Source organism: Vibrio sp. SNU_ST1, from assembly GCF_030563405.1.
In the GTDB taxonomy this organism is placed as follows: domain Bacteria; phylum Pseudomonadota; class Gammaproteobacteria; order Enterobacterales; family Vibrionaceae; genus Vibrio.
In genome coordinates this window covers 42224-61593 of record NZ_CP130749.1, presented here as the reverse complement: position 1 = coordinate 61593, position 19370 = coordinate 42224, and the positions used below count along the sequence as shown (strand labels likewise).

The window sequence follows — 19370 nt, the reverse complement described above, 5'->3', positions numbered from 1 at the left end:
TCAACACCGATAGAGAGCAGTTCTTCTGACTTTTGACTAATTAGTTTTGTTACTTGTTGTTTTTATTCTTTGCTACTTTTTCTATTTTTTAGCTAATAACAGAGGCTTACGCTTCTCGTACTGGCTTATTGATTCTTTGCGTCTCTTCCCATTCCGGGGCTATCCATACAGGAACGTTTTGCTCTTTTAGAACGGGCTTGCCCAGAATCAAATCCGAGGCACGCTCAGCGACCATGATGGTGGGTGCGTTCAGGTTGCCGTTTGGAATAACAGGGAAAACAGACGAGTCGACAACGCGCAGGCTATCAATGCCACGAACACGACACTCTTCATCAAGTACCGCCATTGGGTCATCATCAGCGCCCATTTTGCAGCCGCAAGAAGGGTGATACGCACTTTCAACGTTCTGCTTAACCCATTCATCGATCGCTTCATCAGAAGTTACACTCAGACCTGGCTGAATCTCTTCACCACGGTAAGCATCCATAGCAGGTTGAGATAAGATCTCACGCGTCAGACGAATGCAATCACGCCAATCTTGGCGGTCTTGCTCGGTCGAGATGTAATTGAAAATAATCTCTGGCTTGGCATGAGGATCCGCCGAAGTGATCGCCACCGTACCGCGACTTTCTGGCTTGTTCGGACCAACGTGTACTTGGAAACCATGGCCATCAAAGGCCGCTTGACCGTCGTAACGCATTGCTGCTGGTAGGAAATGATATTGAATATTCGGCCACTTCAATCCTTTTCGAGAACGAATGAACGCACACGATTCAAAGTGGTTAGTGGCACCCAAACCTTTACGAGTCAGAATCCACTCTGCGCCAATCATGCCCTTGCTGACTAAACCAAGCTTGCTGTTAAGCGTGATGGGTTCGTTACAGTGATATTGGAAGTACACTTCTAGGTGGTCTTGTAGGTTTTCACCGACACCACTGAGTTCGTGTTTAAGCTCAACACCCGCCTTTTCAAGCACTGCTTTCGGGCCGATACCAGAAAGTTGCAGCAGTTGAACAGAACCAATAGAACCCGCAGAAGAGATCACTTCTTTGTTCGCTACCGCAACTTGGGTATTGCCTGACTTTTCAAACTCGACACCAACGGCTTTCAAGCCTGATTGACCTGTTGAGTCTTGTGTCTCAAGTAAGAAACGACGTGCCACGATGCCTTTTTTCAAGGTAAGGTTTGAACGCTTCAATGCGCGGCGTAGATAAGCGTTAGAGGTTGAGGCTCTAACACCCTTGTCTACCGTCATGTGCATGGTGCCGAAGCCTTCTTGTTGGTAGCCGTTGTAGTCTTGAGTTTCTGGGTAACCTGCGTCTTTACCTGCATCGATGAACGCTTGGTAAAGGGGGTTGAGCTCCATATCGTTACCGTTACAAGTGCCTACAGGGCCATTGTCGCCACGATATTCGTCACCACCTTTATTCCATGATTCAGCACGGCGGAAGTAAGGCAAGCAAGCTTGGTAATTCCAACCAGCAGCGCCCTCTTCTTCCCATTGGTCGAAGTCACAAGCATGGCCACGAACATAAACCATGCCGTTGATCGATGAGCTGCCACCCAACACCTTGCCACGTGGGCAATGCAGTTCACGTCCATCAAGACCCGGTTCTTGTTGAGTCTCAAATTGCCAAGCGTACTTTTCAGTATTCATCGGGTAAGAAAGCGCAGTCGGCATTTGGATAAAAATGCTCTTATCCGTACCACCCGCTTCCAGTAATAAAACGCTATGTTCACCGCTTTCCGTTAGCCTATCCGCTAACACACAGCCGGCCGAACCCGCGCCGACGATAATATAATCGTAGCGTTGTTCCATGTTATCTTTTCCCTGAGATGAGTCAGTGAGACTCGCTCGTAAGCCAGTCTCTTGAATTGAGTGTTACGCGTTAGGCATAAGGGCTGGCGTAGTCGCCAAGTTCAATAAGAATGCTCTTAGTCTGCGTATAGTGAAGTAGAGTCTCTGGTCCGTTTTCACGGCCAACACCTGAAAGTTTGTAGCCACCAACAGGCATTTCTGCAGGTGAGTCACCCCATGTATTAACCCAACAAATACCCGCCTGCATTTGATGAATAACACGGTGAGCGCGAGAAAGGTTTTGCGTGAATACGCCAGCAGCAAGGCCGTATTTAGTATCGTTAGCACGACGAATCACATCGTCTTCGTCAGTAAACTTCATTACCGACATCACAGGACCAAAGATCTCTTGTTGAACGTGAGGCATGTGGTCTTCGCATTCCACAAACACGGTTGGGATAACAAAGTTGCCGTTTTCAAGGCCATTGTCTGTCACTTGATAACCGCCCGTCAGCAGGGTTGCACCCGACTGTTTAGCTAGCTCAATCGCTTCAAGGACTTTTGAAAGGTGTTCTTTAGAAATCAACGCACCGATCTGAGTTTCCATATCCATTGGGTTACCAATGATCAGTTTCTCAGTACGTGTTTTAAGTTGGGCAATGAATGCGTCATAAATATTTTCGTGTACATAAACACGAGTACCATTGGTACATACTTCGCCTTGAGTGTAGAAGTTCGCGACCATCGAAGCGGAAACTGCATCATCCAATTTCGCATCATCAAACACGATCATTGGTGACTTGCCACCTAGCTCCATAGTGACTGATTTCAGCGTTTTAGCGCTGTCAGCCATCACGGCTTTACCCGTACCGGTTTCACCCGTGAAAGAAACTTTAGCGATGTCTGGGTGCGCCGTTAGCATTTGACCAACACGGTAGTCACCTTGAACCACGTTGAACACGCCATCAGGAAGGCCAGCTTCGGTAAAGATTTCTGCAAGCTTTAGAGCTGTGAGAGGGGTTTCTTCAGACGGTTTGAAGATCATCGAGTTACCCGCGGCAAGTGCCGGAGCTGATTTCCACATCGCGATTTGAATTGGGTAGTTCCACGCGCCAATGCCTGCACAGATGCCAAGCGGTTCACGGCGTGTGTAGAAGAATTGAGATTCGCTGAGCGGCTGTTGGTCACCTTGCAGCGTTGGAGCCAAGCCAGCAAAATATTCAATAACATCAGCGCCAGACGCCACATCCACTTCAATCGCTTCTTGCAATGGCTTGCCCGTATCAACAACCTCAAGCTTTGCAAGGTCTTCATTTCGAGCTCTAAGTATTTCTACTGCCTTCAAAAGAATACGGCTGCGCTCTACGGCTGTCATTGCTGACCATACCGCAAATCCGCGCTTCGCCGATTCAATCGCATTTTCAACGTCAGCTGAAGAAGCTTGGCCAAGCGTTGCGATAGGTTCGCCGTTTGCAGGGTTAATGCTGACGAAAGTTTCGCCTGAGGTAGCGTCAACCGCTTTACCATCGATGTATAACGAGTTCATTTCCATTTGATCTTCTGACTTAATTATTGTTGTTAGACTCTATCGGTCTATGTATTTGTGAATGCATATCGTTGTTGAGAGCGAGCCTTTGAGCTCACTCACTAAAATTTTTAACGAGTCATTAATCGCGCTGACACGAGTAAAACGTAAGCTGCTTGTCTAAGTAGTCATTGATGATTGCACGTGCTTTATCGGCGTTAATGCCTTCAGGGTTGAGCGTCCCTCTGAGCCAGATCCCATCAATTAATGATGCAATGCCGTGTGCGATCAATTCCGCTTGCTCAGGTTGAAAAATCGATTTTAATTCAATAAGTAAATGAGAAATCAAACGCTTTTCATTAACCCTTTGCAGGCGCTTTAGTTGAGCGTCATGCATCGAATAAGACCAGAATGCCAGCCATGTTTTCGACACTTTATTTTCCGCTTGATAACCTTCGAAATTACCGTTGATGATAGCGTTGATCCTTTGCTGGTGAGCATCAGCAGGGAGCGCTTTTAATTCTGTTGTTACGGTATTCGAAAGTTGACGCAGTATTTCTCGCATGGTCTCTTCAAGCAGGCCATGTTTCCCACCAAAATAGTGATTAATAATGCCAGTGGAGACTCCCGCTTCTTTGCTGATCAACGCAATACTCGCGGCATGTAAACCTACTCTATCAATCACCGTCATAGTGGCTTGAACAAGCTGTGGTTTACGTATGTCAGGCATCCCAACCTTGGGCATTTCTTAGTCCTTCTATTTTATATTGAACGTTCAGTTAAGTATAAAATGACAGAAATTTAATTAGGGTTCAAATGATTATTTAAAACAAAATCGTAACAACACACCATTCAAAATCAAATAAATCATTTTAAAACAATACTTTAAATATCATTTAGACCACTAAATAAAATCATTAAAGATTTGAGGTGTGATGGTTACGGGTCAAAAGCTTTGCTTAGAAAGAGCAAAAAATAAATCAGTAGGAATCCGTGTAGACACTTTTTTGGGGGAAGTGGAAAGGTAGTATCAATTAGTCTTGATACTGAAATTTAAAACTAGGAAATTTGCACTCAACATAAGTGACGAGTAAAAAATGAACAAAAAAGGCTGGTAACAACAACGTCATCACCAACCTTCTCAAGTCGCTTCTATTTTAATCCGAGCTTAAGCTAATCAATGCGAGTGATAAAGCCGTACTTCTCAGAGTCTGCTTTGGTCATCCAGTGCTCACCAGCAGCAGGTGCAGAATCTAAAGTGAATATATAGAAGTCTATTCCTTTTTCTCCCATCACCTTTTTAAAGTAGGTCGCTTGCTTACGATGGCTTTCGTTGGTGTATGGGAATTCTTTGGCTGTTTTATCACCCTCAGCCCAACTGTGCACACCAACCTGCTTATTAAGCTCAATAGCTTTAGTGGTATCAGCGCGTTGCAAAACTCGTGGATTACCTGCAGCAAACAGGTCCGTGCCGCCAGAGAACACCGAGCCTGTAGGCGTTACGATCGTCGTCATGTTGTTATTGTGGATCATGCGACCGGTGTACATATTGATATCATCGTCGGCACTACCACCAATATGGTTGGTAAACTTCAACGTCATCTCACTGCCTTGATACAATTTCACGATATCAAACAACTGAGAATAAGTTGATGCCCCCAGAGTCGACTGAATTCGATCAACAGCGCCAGTCTCGTTGAGCACATCGCGGTAAAAAGCGTTGAAGGCAAACGATGTAGTGATGGTGACTTTATTACCATTTTTGGATTTACTTAGAATCGTCGAACCCAGGCTCGTTACGTATTGCGACAACTCGTTTTGGTATTCAAGCTTAACGGAGACTTTTTTATCCTTCGTCATTGCTTTTATTGACGTAGTATCATTAGAAGTAAAGCGTTGTGCTGCATCACAATCAAATAGATCCAAGCCCTTGCTCTCTGTATAAATACCACAACTATCAAACCCAGCTTCAGGAAAGTACAGATCAACACTTTGGCCTAAGCCATCCGAAAGCTTAATCACTTTTTGCTTATCACTAATATCTTCAGCAAACTGAATTTTTTCATACAAAATACCATCGTAAGAGAGCTTCATAGCCTCTTCTTGGAGCTCTTGCCTCTCTTGATACAATTCACCAAGTTTAGCTGAAGAAAATACGTAGTCAGCCTTCGGTTTCTTTTGCGAAATGGTGGTTGATTGTCCCGCGTTTGAACTTGAATTACAGCCAGCCAAGAGAGCCAAAGGTAACGCTAGCAACGTATTTCGATAGTACTTCATACCATTATTCCCCAAAATTTTGATTGGAGAAATTCTATTGGTTAACAATTAAATTATCTGTCGTAACTATGTAATGGAATGTATTTCATCTATATCCTCGCCCCCTTCCTTGCTAAAAACACTCACGTCAGGGTGCAAATCAACTCATAAGACCAGTTACATTGGCTTACATTCAGTCACTCTACAATTATATATAATGCTAACAAATCAACAACAAGCCACATGGAAAGCCACTTCAGTAGTGTCAGGCAATTAAAACCATCAATAAAGGTAGACAATGAAGCGTTCACTATCTTGGACCATTATTTATCCAATCATAGGAATAGCACTTGCTTGTATTTTACTATTCTCTTTAATATCAACCGTTATCCTTGAAGATTTCGTTCAAAAAGTGTCGGTTGAAAATGCAAAGAACTACGTGACTACATTTCATAGTATTCGTAACTATTACTCATCAAATGTCGTACAGAAAGTTGTTGATAGTAAAGAACTCGTGGCAACAGCCCAGCACCAATCCTTAGAGAACAGTATCCCTGTTCCTGCGACCTTCTTAATCGAAATGCTTGATAAATCTGATAAAGATCTCACCATAACGACCTCGTTCACCAGCCCTTATCCTTTTAAAAACCGTCAAGGTAGGCTTTTTGACGAATTTCAACAACGGGCGTGGGTAGCAATTAACAAGAAACCAGATGAGTTCTACGTCGAGTTTGTACAAGAGCAAGACAAAACCCGAGTACGCGTCGCTCGAGCAGACCGCCTCTATGATCAAACTTGTGTAAACTGCCACAATAGCCACCCCGACTCTCCTAAACACGATTGGGAACTCAACGATGTACGGGGGATTCTCGAGGTAAATACAGTTGTAGATGAATGGCTAACATATGGAAAGATGATCAATCAATCTTTGATGTCTATTAGCATAATCAGCTTTATGACGGTGATGTTTATTAACTTTGCCATCGCTCGTCGAGTATCGACTCCGTTAAAAAACATCACTCGCTCTCTTAGTTTATTGGCACAAGGCAAAGAAGAAAGTGCGTCTTTACCACCAGCAAAATATTACGAGATAACGGAACTACAAAGTGCTTTTTCTAGCCTTTATGATAAAGAACAGCAACGCAGAGCATTAACAAAAGAAATCGAAACACTGGCTTACTATGATTCGCTCACTAAGTTGCCGAACCGTCTTGGGTTTTTGCGATCGCTTGATGAGTTGCTCAATAAACACAAAGAAAAAAATGAACGCATCACCGTGTTAATCATTGATATTAAACGTTTTAGAGATATCAACAATACACTCGGCTATAAAGCCGGGGACACAATCTTGCTTCGTCTAGCCAACCGCTTATCCGCATGCACAACCATGGTTGATTTTCATTTAGCTCGATTGGATGAAAATAAGTTCTGTATCGCAGTGCCTGCGAAAGAACACAATGGCGATGAAGGTTCGGACACTTTTTTTGCTATGTTGATTGATGTGGTTTCAAATGAAATTATCATTGATGAGAACAAGATAAAACTAGTGGCTAACCTTGGTGCAACCTGCAGTTCAAATGGTGCACAAAGCAGTTCTGAGATGCTCATTCAAGCGAACATCGCTCTATATGTATCCAAGGAAAAAGGCGATGACATTACGGTTAAGCATCAACCTGAACTGTCAAATGCTGCGTTGCGACGTATAACGTTAATCAAAGAGATAAACAATGCGATTGAAAACAGAGAATTTATTCCTTATTACCAACCTCAATTTTGCTTAAAGACCAATCGTATCATTGGTGCCGAAGCGCTCATGCGTTGGAAAAAACCAAATGGAGACCTCGTAAGGCCTGACCTTTTTATAGAACTGGCAGAGCAATCCCATTTAATCATTCCAATGGGTGCTCATATTTTCGAACAAGCTACCACTGATTGCCAACAGTGGCAGAATCATAAAGCGCTTGCTGGTGTAAAGGTTGCCGTTAATATTTCGAGCATTCAGTTTTCGGAACAGAACATTTTAGATCTGACACAACTAACCTTAGAAAAAACTGGCCTTTCTCCGAGTTTACTGGAATTAGAAGTAACAGAAAGTGCCATGTTGGGTGATGTGTCGAAGGTCGTGGCTGTATTGAATGACTTAAAGAAGTTAAACATTGAAATAGCATTAGATGATTTCGGTACTGGTTATTCATCTCTTAGCTATTTGAAGCTACTCCCTATAGATCGACTGAAAATAGATCGAGAGTTTGTAAAGGACTTACTTAACAACACCGATGACCAAGCTATCTTGAGCATGATTTGTAAGCTAGCAACCGAACTCTCACTCAATGTACTGGCTGAAGGCATTGAAGAAAAAGAGCAACTTGAATTTTTAGACCGCGCAGGGTGTCACGAAGTACAAGGCTTCTATTTCGCAAAACCAATGCCACTAGACGATTTTGTTCTGTTTGCCAAAAATCATAACTCGGAACACAGAAATACGCCTGCTTAAGCTCAAACCGTAGGTCTTATCGTCGAGTTAAGTCCTAATCAGCCATGAAGCCTCTTTAAAAGGAGGCTTCATGGTTAGTCCCCTCACGGTTATACCAAATATCAAAGTAAAAACTCGACATTAGATCTCTCATTTCCGGCCCTCTTCGCCAACAGACTAAAATCCCCCTTCTAACCTACTGAAAAACCCAAGCAAAAATTACAAATCGGCATTGAACTAGCGTGGAAAGTGTTTAATTATTCGCATCAGGCATTTTTCGTGACGCATTTGTGATTAATATGCAACAGAATAATCCACCAAAATTAAACACGCTCACGTAATCTCAATAAATTAAACGCACAACAAGGCTGATAACGGAATGACAAAACCTAAAATGATCATCGTAGAAGACGATTTGAAACTTCAGCGAATGCTAAAGGATTACTTTGTAGCACAAGATTTTGATGTCACCGCGTTAGATGACGGCAGTGATGCCACGCAGAGAATCCTTACCGAACAGCCTGATATCGTATTATTGGATTTGATGCTTCCTGTAACCGATGGACTGACAATTTGCCGACAGACGCGTACGCTCTTTAAGGGTAAAATTTTAATGCTCACCGCCAGCGATGATGACTTTGATCACGTCGCAGGTTTAGAGACTGGTGCTGATGACTATGTCACCAAGCCAATCAAACCAAGAGTTCTACTGGCAAGAGTACGCTCGCTATTGCGTCGCCAAGAAACCAATACGCCTGTAGTTGATGATTCGAATTACCTTCAGTTTGATCAACTTACGCTGAAAAACACCTATAAGAAGTGTGAGCTTTCAGGTGCGGTTTTATCACTGACAGACAGTGAGTTTGATCTACTTTGGCTGTTAGCATCCAACCCGGATACTCCACTGTCACGTGATTACTTAACTCAAACGCTGCGCGGGATCGAGTACGATGGGATCGACCGAACAATTGACAACAAAGTCGTACGTTTGCGAAAGATACTTGGTGATGACAAAACACCGGCAGAGAAAATTCAGACCATTCGCGGGAAAGGTTACTTATTTGTTTCGACCGCCTGGCATTAACCGCGCTCAGTACGGGCGCAATGAAAGAGAGCGATTATGCGACGTATCTATTTGGAGTCCCTGTTAGGGCTGTTAGTTTGTTTTATTACAGGCATTGTCGCCTATGAGGTTTGTGTCTATCAGCTCAATACCGACTACGAATATATACTGGAAGATTACGAAGCAACGGCCCACCAGCAACTCATAGAAAATATCGCTAAAAATCAAGGGATTGAATCTGCTCATCAAGCCATAAATCAATTTGTCGACACAACTCGAAACACCCTCTTCACGTTCAATCCAAATGATGAACTGCCGACGCCAGTTTCTGAATTCTTTATCGCCAATCCCAACAGCCTTATTTTCCACGACGATTACCGTGAACTATGGTTTCGCTTAGCTGGCAGTGAAAACACTTATCACTACCAACCCAACGACGAATCACTTGTTCGTCAAAAAATAGAGCTTGAAGATGACCTTCTTTGGGTATTCTTTATCGCGAGTTTCATCGTATATGGCCTCGGTCATCTGTTGATTATTTTCCGAAGAGTTAAGAAACTTGAAAATGCTACATTACGCTTTTCTGAAGGCGACCTCTCTTCGCGAGCTGAAACATCCGGCGGCAGTGCCATTGGATCTCTGAATAAATCCTTTAATCTGATGGCCGACCGAATCCATAGCTTAATCGAGAGTAATCGTTCGCTCACCAGTGCGGTAGCTCATGAACTGCGAACTCCAATATTTCGAATTCAATGGCAGGCTGAAATGCTCAAAGACACTCCACTCAACGACGGTCAGCAAGAGACTATTGAGAGCATTGTCGAAGACACAGAAGAGATGGAAAAAATGGTCGATGAGCTGTTGTATTACGCGAAACTCGACAACTTCAACCAAGAAGACTTACAACAGCCATTAGAGATCAGAGACTTACTCGATCACGCAATGATCCGCTGGAGCAAAGAGACTAAGCTGAGTATCGACCTATCACTACCAGAACAACCTCGCCTGATATTAGCGGATGGTACGCTGATTAATCGCGCGTTAGATAACCTAGTACGTAACGCGATGAAATTCGCACGCTCGCAAATTTCGATTGAAGCAACCGAGCACCAAGACAAGCTAAGAATCGCCGTACATGACGATGGTGATGGCGTAGCAAAAGAGCACCGAGCTCGCCTATTCGAACCCTTTTATGTTGGAGATAAAGCACGTAACAAAGCCAAGAGTGGCCATGGTTTAGGACTTTCTATCGTTAGTAAGATCTGTGTTCAACACGGTGCAACAGTGCAAGTTGCACAAAGCAACACTTTAAAGGGCGCCGTGTTCACTATGTCCTTTCCACTATGTAACGATTCGACTGACAAACTCATACAGTAACGACAAATCATCTCTGGAATAATGTTCAACATCAGCTGGAGGGGACCACATATCCCCTTCAAACCATACAACACTCGTTCACCCTTACTGACGTGAGCTGAATTTTATCTCTGGAGAAACACATGAAAAAACTACTGATCATCGCGGCACTATCGCTAGTAGCAACAGGTTGCGCTCAACAAACTTTCGTAATGGCCCCTCAAGAGAGCGAAGCAACAGCCCCAACAACTGAAAAGTCACACCACTTCTTCATCAACGGTTTAGCACAGAAAAAACAAATTGATGCAGCTGAAGTATGTAACGGTATCGACAACGTTGCTAAAGTTGAAGTTCAAGAGACATTCGTAAATGGTTTACTAGCGACTTTGACTTTCGGTATTTATACCCCACGTGAAGCTCGCGTTTACTGCAAAGCTTAACTTGTCGTTAATTGTCCAATACCAAACTTACGACTCTAAAGGTTGATATTGGAAGCTTCTGCCTGACATTCAATACTTTCGCTGATGCTCAAGGAATGAGCATTGAATACCGTCATATTGAATGAAAATACGGGGGCTGGTGCTAGCACCTCCCCGTTTATTCCCCTCTAAAAATTCAAACATGCAATTTCTCATCCCAGACTAAGGCATGACATTCACGTTAACGCTACAGAGTAGTGTTAGTGAGTAGTCGCTGATATTGGGCGAGAAATTACACTCAATTGAGAAGCTAAAACTAAAAAACTGCCCGATTCACTTATTGGCATGTGACTTGTTCGCTAATCCGTTAACGGCTTACTCAGCTAACTGCTTCAACAAAAGCTCTGTCGGGCGAACAATCGCGATGATAGATTCATCATAGATCTTCGCTGAATCAGACAGTATCGCTTGGTAGGCATTCGTATCTGATGCTCGAATTTTTTCACCCGCTTGTGCTTTAGCAATCAAGGTTAACGCCAAGTCTGCGACTTCCGCGGTTTTCTCTGCAACCACCACAGTCTCTACCGAAGACACATTACCTGCGAAGACAGTCTCAGCGGCAAGAGCAGCCGATTTTGCTTGCTGATAATGCTCAGCGAGTTGCTCTAGTGCTTGTTGATTGCCTGTCGCCACTTCATTAACCAAGTCTTGCATCTCATACACCGCGTAGCTTTCCACTGGCAAAGCATCAACAAAGCGGTTTAGGCGCTCATATTGACTGTATAAAGTGCCCTTAGGTTCAGTAGAATTCCACTTCTCCCAGTTGCGCGCATAGTACTGTGCTGGTTCAGTATATTTCGCAAGCACGCGCAGGTCGTGGATATCTTGGCCTTTCGCAATGCGTTTTAACAACATGTCAGCATCCGCATGATGACGAAGTCCGACAGACACTTCAGACCATGTATCCATCGCCTTCATACGCTTGTACATACTGTGTTCGTCAGTCAATTCCGCATCAGACCAGAAGCGCTCTGCAATCGCGTAGCTGCGCGGCCATAGGTAGTTTTCAACCGTGAGGCTGTCTTTGTTCTCTAGCCACATGGTGATCTCGCCGCCCAAGATAAGCTCTTTTTCTTTATCGGTTAATTCCGCAGGGTAACCACCATTTGGTTCAGGAATCACGCTGCCTTCAACATCACTGCTCGCAATCACTTCACCTGTCGTTGGCCAACGTACATTACCGACCAATTGGTAACTGCCTTCGGCAAAACCATTTGAATTCAGATTCAGGTTGAACTCGGTGTACGACATGAAGTTATCGAAGTGGCCAACAAAGGTTTTACCCGGCACATAATCAAGGATGAAGATCTCTTCGCGAGACTTGCCGTTGTAATCACTGAATGCGCGGAAAGTGCCGTATTTCGCTTCAATAATAGTCAGTGTTCCCTTACGTGGGCCGCCTTTTGAACGTGGCTTCTCCCATTGATACGTCACGAACTTTTCGCCGCTGTGCAGCTTATCGTCAACAGTGATGCCAATTGGCATTGGGTCATTGCGATAGTGGTAGCTAGTAGGCTGAGGTTGATCTAGGTAGTAACCTGTAGAAAGAATACCTGGGTAGCCCTCTTTCGCCGCACGACCAATGCTATCGTGCCCTTGCCAGCTTTGAATCACAATTGAAGTCGGCAGGTCTTTATGCCAAATTTCATCCCAGCCCGTCATCTTCTTACCGCGCTCTTCGAGCATCTTCTCAACTTTTACATTGAGGTAAGACTGCAGACCACGCTCGCCATCAATATTGTTCTCTTCAATAAACTGTTGATGCTTTTCGCTGTTTTTCCACTGCGCGTAATTTGGCTCATCGCCGCCGATATGGAAATACTCATCAGGGAACAGCTCGGTCACTTCGTCAAACACATCACCTAGCATCTCGTAGACTTCTGGGTTCAGCGGGTCCATGAGAGGTTCAAATACGCCCCACCCTCTTTCTTGCTCGTAGTTTTGCCCTTCACCGCCAGACATCAAACGCGGGTAAGCGTGAGCAACCGCAGAAGAGTGACCCGGTAGAGAGACCTCTGGAATTACACGAATACCAAGGTTACGGGCGTATTCAACTAGGTAGCGAACTTGATCTTTGGTGTAATAATTACCATCGGCAGTCTCAGACCATAGACGCGGCCATGATTCGGTTTGAATGCGAATGCCTTGGTCATCCCAGAAGTGCCAATGGAACACATTCATCTTCGCCGAAGCCATCGCATCTAACTGACGAATTAGCACATCAAATTCGATGAAGTGACGGGAGGTATCGTAAGAAACACCACGCCAGCGAAAGCGAGGTTCATCGACAATTGTTACGGCAGGAATATGGTAGCCAGTCGCCGTGGTTTCAACGAGCTGTAAAAGGGTTTCGATGCCGTGAATAGTGCCGTATGGGCTTGGAGAGCTCAGCGTGATTTGTTCACCCTGAGTGGTAATTTTGTAGGACTCTACAGAGTCGATGTTCTGTACTTCAGACTTTGGCGCCGCGTCTATATCTATGATCAGGTTCGCTTCGTCTGCACTATCCACCTGCCAATTTAGGATCGGTACACCCGTCTGACGCTCAAGGCGATCAATAAAGCGTTTCGCAGTGTATTCAACGCGATCAGAATGAAAGCCTTTGATGTAAACCTTAAAGTTACCGTCGACCTTAACTTGCCCAGCCTGCAGCTCGACCGTCTGTGGGTACGGCATTAAATTTAGAACGGTATTTGGAGCCATTGCTAACGCCATTGGGGACACTACTGAACCTGAAATCAATAGGGATAATATAGTTTTTTTCATTATTAGTTTTCCTATATAGACATGGTTCTGTTTTGTTTATCGGAGGCGATTCACAAAACAGAACCATCAGCCACTGCTGTTGCTCGTTATCTCTCATTCGAAAGGTCGTTATCGCTAGTTCAAAAGCTTATTGCTCGTTAACAAGAGCGACCGCTTCACGAACCAATACTGCAATCTCATCCCATTGCTCGTTCTCGATCATCTTTGGCGACACCATCCAAGTACCACCACAGCACACCACGCGATCCACTGCTAGGTAGTCATTGACGTTGTATTTACCGATACCGCCCGTTGGCATTAAAGACACATCAACGTATGGCGCAAGTAGAGACTTCACCATGTTGATGCCGCCAGAAGCTTCTGCAGGGAAGAACTTCAAGAAGTTAAGGCCCAGTTCCAGCGCTTGCTCAACTTGGCTTGGGTTGTTTACGCCCGGAACGATTGGCATGCCGATTTCTTGGCAACGTTTTACGGTGTTTGGATTCAGGCCCGGAGCTACGATGAATTCGCTGCCCGACTCTTTCGCAAGGTCGATCTGCGCTGGCGTTAATACTGTGCCAGCACCGATACACATCTCTGGGTAGGCGTCACGCATCGCACGAATCGCGTCTGCTGCCGCTTCAGTGCGAAATGTCACTTCAGCAACTGATAGGCCGTTTTCTACCAACACTTTTGCCAGTGGAATCGCGTGTTCAACCTTGTTGATTTGGATAACAGGGATAACTTTGAATTGCTTAAGTTTGTTGATCATTTCTTGAGACATAATAATTCCGCTTTTATTTTATTTTTTAATCAGTTGGCTCATAGCGCTCACGGGGATGATTGCGCCAGAGTATTGAATAACGATGGAAGCCAGTTGGTGGCCAAGTTCGGCTGCGTCGGTAGCGCTCTCGCCAGTAAGGCGCGCAGCTAAATAACCCGCGGCGAATGAATCGCCCGCCGCGCAGGTGTCGACCACGTTAGAAACACGAGTCGCTGAGACATAATTCTCAACAATGTTGCCCTGTTCAACTTGAACAATCTTGCATGGCTCGCAGCCACGTTTGATGACGATCTCTTGGCAACCCAAACGAAGGCAGCGTTGTTGAACGCTCTCTGAGTTACCCCACACAAGCAGGTCGTCGTCTTCGGTAATCAATGCGATGTCCACCAGCGGCAGCAACTTGGCGTACCAATATTGAGCTTGCTCGGTGCTCCAAAGCTGCGGGCGATAGTTGTTATCAAAAATCACCTTGCCGCCTTGGTTTGAGAACACGCTAATAGCTTTGAATAAACGCTCACGAGAGGTGTCATCCAAGATCGCGATACTGATACCGCTGATATAAACTGCGTCGACTTGTTTCTCTGTCAGGGCAATTTCAAGCTTGTTTAAGTTATCGATTTGAAAATAGAACTTTACCGCCGCATCGTTGCGCCAGTAGTGAAAATGTCGCTCGCCTGTCTCGTCGGTTTCGACCATGTACAAGCCGGGCAGCTTGCTTGGGATGCGTTCAACGAAATTGGTTTGAATACCCTCTAACTGCCAGTTATCAACCATGTTCTGAGACAGTTCATCGCTACCCAGACCCGTCGCGTAATGAACAGAGAGGTTTTGATGTTGGGTTAAGCGAGAAAGGTAAAGCGCGGTATTAAGCGTGTCACCGCCAAACTTTTTGGTTAATGGAGAGCCGCTGATTTCGACCATGCACTCACCAAAGAAAGCAATATTGAAGTTAGAAGATGCAGGCATAGCAGATCCTAAAATAGAGATAAATGGGGAAGAAGGCCCTACCAAAAAGTAGAGCCTGAGCTAACCACTCCACAACTTGTTGTACTGAGTTTGTTGTACTAACTAGCTGTGGAGTGTTTGAGATTAGCTTGTTTGATTAGCAGGACGTTGAGAAGACGCTTCTTCTTCAAGCACACCTGAGTCTGACAATTCCATTTCCATCAGAGCACGCTCGTCATCAAGAATTGCTTTTGCCATTTCTGGTGTCACTTGGTTAGCCGGAGTACATAAGCTTACAACCACACCAGCCGTTAGAGCCACTAGACAAGAAGGAATCACAGGGTTACCCCAGAAAGCCGTGTAGTCTGCGTTTAGCATTACGACAAATGAAGCCACAGATGCACCCGCTAGCGTAGCAAGAGCACCCTGCCAGTTGTAACGTTTCCAGAATCGACCCAACATACCGCACACAAACATGCCCGACATTACGGTTGAAATCATTTTCGTGATGTAGCCAATGATGTCGTTTGACGTTAGTGCGAACAACAGTGCAAAACCAATCACCACAATCAGTGCCAAGCGAGAATAGTTCATCATTGACTCTTTGTTTGGTACTCGGCCAGTGAACATAACGTAAACATCACGCAGTAGGATAGACACACCTGCTATCGCATCTGAACTTGCGCTCGACATGGTTGCAGAAAGACCCGCGATAAGAACAATCATGCCAACGCCAACCGGAAGAACCGTTGCAGCAACATAAGGGAACGAGTAGTTCGCGTTATCCAATGATGGGTCAATGGCATGTGCTGCCATACCAATGATTGCAGGGATGATTGAGAAGAAAAGGTACAACACACCCGATGCAACAAATGAGCGACGAACGGTTGATACATCTTTACCCGAGTAGATACGTTGACGGAATGAAGGCGTCGCCAGTACACCCACACCAATAACCACAGCCAGAGACACAGCAGGCAGAAGACCCAGTTTATCGATTGCTAAAAAGCTCGTAGCAGCAGGGTCCATCGCAGCGTAAAGGTTATCCATGCCGCCGATGTAATCAACTGACATTACCGCCATCAAGATGAAGCCAGCAAAAAGAATGATAGCTTGAATGGTATCGGTCCATACAACCGCTGTGTAACCACCGATCACCACGTAAATAGTGAATGCAGCAGCAATAATGATTTTCGCTAGGTTGAGATCGATGTCTGCAATCCATGCTAAGTACATGCCGCCACCTAGAATGTGTGCGCCTAACCAACCAATCGAAGCTACAAAAATCAGTACACCTACAACGTTTTTCACGATGCGGTTAGCGCCAACATAATAAGCCAGCTCTTCACTCATGGTCATGAAGTTCAGTTTACGAACCGGAGCAAACCAAAGTGCAAGTAATAGGATGCCTATCGCACCACCAATGCCGTACAGAGCACCTGCCCAGCCATTTGCGTAGCCGAAGCCAACCGCACCCATACTTGAACCCGTACCAACCATCGTCGCTACTGTTGTACCAAGTACTAAGAACATAGGTAGGCCACGGCCACCTAATAAGAAATCTTCGCCAGATTTTTGATTACGCGAGACAAACCAGCCTAACCAAATTAAAAATAATACGTACACGCCGAAGCCTGTAAGAAAAAGTGTGCTGTTCATTTGACACCTCTCAGTGAAATATTAAGCTCATTCCTGAACTTTATTTATGATTCATTCATTTTATATTTCATATAATTACTTTATTTGTTTTGTATATTCTAATTAAAGTAATTTTTATAAATGTAGGGTGAGAGTATTAAAAGATAATAACAGGGATGACTACCCTCTAATACTCTCTAATTAGGTTATTGTGATTAGGTTATAATTAAACGCGATCTGCGCGGTAGCAAGTCACATCAACTTCAACTTTCACGTCTACTACTAGATCACAGACCATGCAAATACGAGCCGGTGGGTTAGCACCGAAGAACTCTTTGAATACCTTATTAAAAGATTGGAAGTAACGAGAATCCGTTAGCACAACCTTTACGTGCATTACGTCTTCTAGGCCGTAGCCCGCTTCAGTCATGATATCGACACAGTTTTGGATCGCTAGGCGAGACTGGTCAACAATGCCACCCTCAACCACTTCACCATCTGTCATCGGTGTCTGGCCAGAAACGTATAGGAAACCACCTGCTTCAGTTGCACGTGCAAATGGTAAATGTTGTCCGCCTGTACCTGTACCGCCTTCAACACCGTAACGTTTAATAGTCATTTTTTAACTCCACTTATTTATAGATAATATTGGCTTTATAGATAACATTGGTTTTATATATAAAACAGTTTCTATTCCAATACATTTAAATTAATTCACCGTTTTTATAATCACCTGAATTTAATAAACAATTAAAACTCTAGTTTCGGTAAATAAAAACGCCTGAACGATTATCTTTTACTTTTCCTTGCTGGTAAGTTAACTCACCATTTACAAATACGCTTTCTATTCCCTCAGCAACTGAAATAGGATTTTCAAATGTTGCTGTGTCTTTAATATTCTTTGGATCAAATAAAACTAAATCAGCAAAGGCACCACAGCGAACTTCGCCTCGGCCCGCTAAGTTGTAACGCTGAGCCGACATTCCGGTCATCTTGTGAATCGCTTCGGGCAACGAGAACAGTTTTTCGTCTCGGCAGTAGTGACCTAGCACTTTCGGGAAGGTGCCCCACAATCTTGGATGTGGGTGTGGGTCATTAGGTAAACCGTCTGAACCGACCATGGTCAGTTTATATTTCAATACGCGCTTTACGTCGTTCTCATCCATGCAGTGGTAAACCGCACCCGCAGGTTGAAGCGCTTTTGCTGCGTCCATCAAGGGTAGGTTCATTTCATCAGCAATCTGCTTCAGCGTTTTACCTGCATGTTCTGGTTTTGCTTCAGACCAAGTGATGAAGATGTCGAAATCGTCGGTCACTTGTTTCAAATCTAATGTCGAAGAGCTCGCAGAGTATGGGTAGCAGTCGCAAGACACATCTTGGTGCTCAGAAACCTTGTCCATTAAGTCGAGTACTTCAACGGTTCTACCCCAGTTACCCGCACCTGCACATTTAAGGTGGGAGATAATAACCGGCACTTTCGCGTATTGTCCTGTCTCAAACGCTTCTTCCATCGCGCTTAAGATCTCTTCAAATTCGGTACGCATATGCGTGGTATAGATGCCGCCATGGCTAGAGAGCACTTTCGCTAACTGCATCACTTCGTTGGCGTTCGCTTGTTTAGCACTTGCGTAAGCCAGGCCAGAGCTCAAACCTAATGCGCCTTGCTCCATCGCTAAATCAAGGTTGGTTTGCATCGCTGCGATTTCGTCTTCGCTTGCAGTGCGTTGCAGGTCGTCCATCACTTGGTTACGCAATGTCGTATGGCCGACTAATGCTGCTACGTTTACTGCCGGTTGAGCTTGCTCTACCGCTTGTGCATACGCCGCAAAGGTTGGGTATTTAAAGTCAGCTTGTGCGCCTAAAAGATTCATTGGGTCTGGTGGATCGCTAGCCAAAACGGTTGGTGATGCACTGATACCACAGTTACCAACAATCACGGTTGTGACACCTTGGCTGATCTTAGGCAGGCAATCTGGGTAACGAATTACATTGGTATCGTCATGTGTGTGTACATCAATAAAACCAGGAGCCAATGCTAAGCCGGCTCCCTCAACCAGTTGGCCACAATCTTCATGATCGATTTGACCAATTTCGGCGATTTTTCCATCACGGATTGCTACATCGGCACAAAACGATTGTTCGCCGGTGCCGTCAAACACCTCTACATTTTTGATTATCGTATCGAACAACATTTTTCACTCTCTCAATCCACTGTGTTGATGGAGCTATATTAAGAATCCAGCCGATTATTTTCAGTGACAAAACACACATAATATTTTAATTTGTGTGATAGTTTCTACCAAAAATC

14 protein-coding genes are annotated in these 19370 nt (G+C 44.6%); 4 read left to right on the top strand and 10 right to left on the bottom strand.

The features are described from left to right. Window positions 1-106: 106 nt before the first annotated feature. From betA to Q5H80_RS14625, 4 genes are all read right to left on the bottom strand, one after another. Window positions 107-1819, bottom strand: a complete 1713-nt coding sequence (betA, locus tag Q5H80_RS14640; protein WP_192891628.1) for a choline dehydrogenase — start codon at window positions 1817-1819, stop codon at window positions 107-109. 70 nt (window positions 1820-1889) lie between these two features. Continuing rightward, a complete protein-coding gene (betB, locus tag Q5H80_RS14635; RefSeq protein ID WP_304570171.1) occupies window positions 1890-3350 on the bottom strand; it encodes a betaine-aldehyde dehydrogenase in 1461 nt (486 codons plus the stop codon). A gap of 115 nt (window positions 3351-3465) precedes the next feature. Continuing rightward, a complete protein-coding gene (gene betI, locus Q5H80_RS14630; RefSeq protein ID WP_102362853.1) occupies window positions 3466-4068 on the bottom strand; it encodes a transcriptional regulator BetI in 603 nt (200 codons plus the stop codon). A gap of 428 nt (window positions 4069-4496) precedes the next feature. Beyond that, complete coding sequence (locus Q5H80_RS14625; protein ID WP_304570170.1) at window positions 4497-5600, bottom strand: alpha/beta hydrolase; 1104 nt, start codon at window positions 5598-5600, stop codon at window positions 4497-4499. A 277-nt stretch (window positions 5601-5877) separates the two neighbouring features. Between Q5H80_RS14625 and Q5H80_RS14620 the strand changes: the two genes are divergently transcribed. The 4 genes from Q5H80_RS14620 to Q5H80_RS14605 all read left to right on the top strand — a co-directional run bounded on the left by Q5H80_RS14620 (window position 5878) and on the right by Q5H80_RS14605 (window position 10911). Further along, a complete protein-coding gene (locus Q5H80_RS14620; RefSeq protein WP_304570169.1) occupies window positions 5878-8073 on the top strand; it encodes an EAL domain-containing protein in 2196 nt (731 codons plus the stop codon). A 358-nt stretch (window positions 8074-8431) separates the two neighbouring features. Beyond that, the gene (locus Q5H80_RS14615; RefSeq protein ID WP_304570168.1) at window positions 8432-9136 is read left to right on the top strand and encodes a response regulator; all 705 of its coding nucleotides are present in this window, start codon (window positions 8432-8434) and stop codon (window positions 9134-9136) included. Between the two features lie 36 nt (window positions 9137-9172). Further along, complete coding sequence (locus Q5H80_RS14610; protein WP_304570167.1) at window positions 9173-10492, top strand: cell wall metabolism sensor histidine kinase WalK; 1320 nt, start codon at window positions 9173-9175, stop codon at window positions 10490-10492. Window positions 10493-10614: 122 nt separating this feature from the next. Continuing rightward, window positions 10615-10911, top strand: a complete 297-nt coding sequence (locus tag Q5H80_RS14605) for a Bor family protein (RefSeq protein WP_304570166.1) — start codon at window positions 10615-10617, stop codon at window positions 10909-10911. Window positions 10912-11265: 354 nt separating this feature from the next. Here the strand turns inward: Q5H80_RS14605 and Q5H80_RS14600 are convergent, their stop codons facing one another. From Q5H80_RS14600 to Q5H80_RS14575, 6 genes are all read right to left on the bottom strand, one after another. Then, the gene (locus Q5H80_RS14600; RefSeq protein WP_304570165.1) at window positions 11266-13716 is read right to left on the bottom strand and encodes a family 20 glycosylhydrolase; all 2451 of its coding nucleotides are present in this window, start codon (window positions 13714-13716) and stop codon (window positions 11266-11268) included. A gap of 127 nt (window positions 13717-13843) precedes the next feature. Next, complete coding sequence (locus Q5H80_RS14595) at window positions 13844-14479, bottom strand: bifunctional 4-hydroxy-2-oxoglutarate aldolase/2-dehydro-3-deoxy-phosphogluconate aldolase (RefSeq protein WP_304570164.1); 636 nt, start codon at window positions 14477-14479, stop codon at window positions 13844-13846. Between the two features lie 18 nt (window positions 14480-14497). Beyond that, a complete protein-coding gene (locus Q5H80_RS14590; protein ID WP_304570163.1) occupies window positions 14498-15445 on the bottom strand; it encodes a sugar kinase in 948 nt (315 codons plus the stop codon). Window positions 15446-15568: 123 nt separating this feature from the next. After that, a complete protein-coding gene (locus Q5H80_RS14585) occupies window positions 15569-17083 on the bottom strand; it encodes a sodium:solute symporter family protein (protein WP_304570162.1) in 1515 nt (504 codons plus the stop codon). Between the two features lie 205 nt (window positions 17084-17288). Next, the gene (locus Q5H80_RS14580; RefSeq protein ID WP_017065166.1) at window positions 17289-17681 is read right to left on the bottom strand and encodes a RidA family protein; all 393 of its coding nucleotides are present in this window, start codon (window positions 17679-17681) and stop codon (window positions 17289-17291) included. A gap of 139 nt (window positions 17682-17820) precedes the next feature. Next, complete coding sequence (locus Q5H80_RS14575; RefSeq protein WP_304570157.1) at window positions 17821-19254, bottom strand: amidohydrolase family protein; 1434 nt, start codon at window positions 19252-19254, stop codon at window positions 17821-17823. Window positions 19255-19370 lie beyond the last annotated feature (116 nt).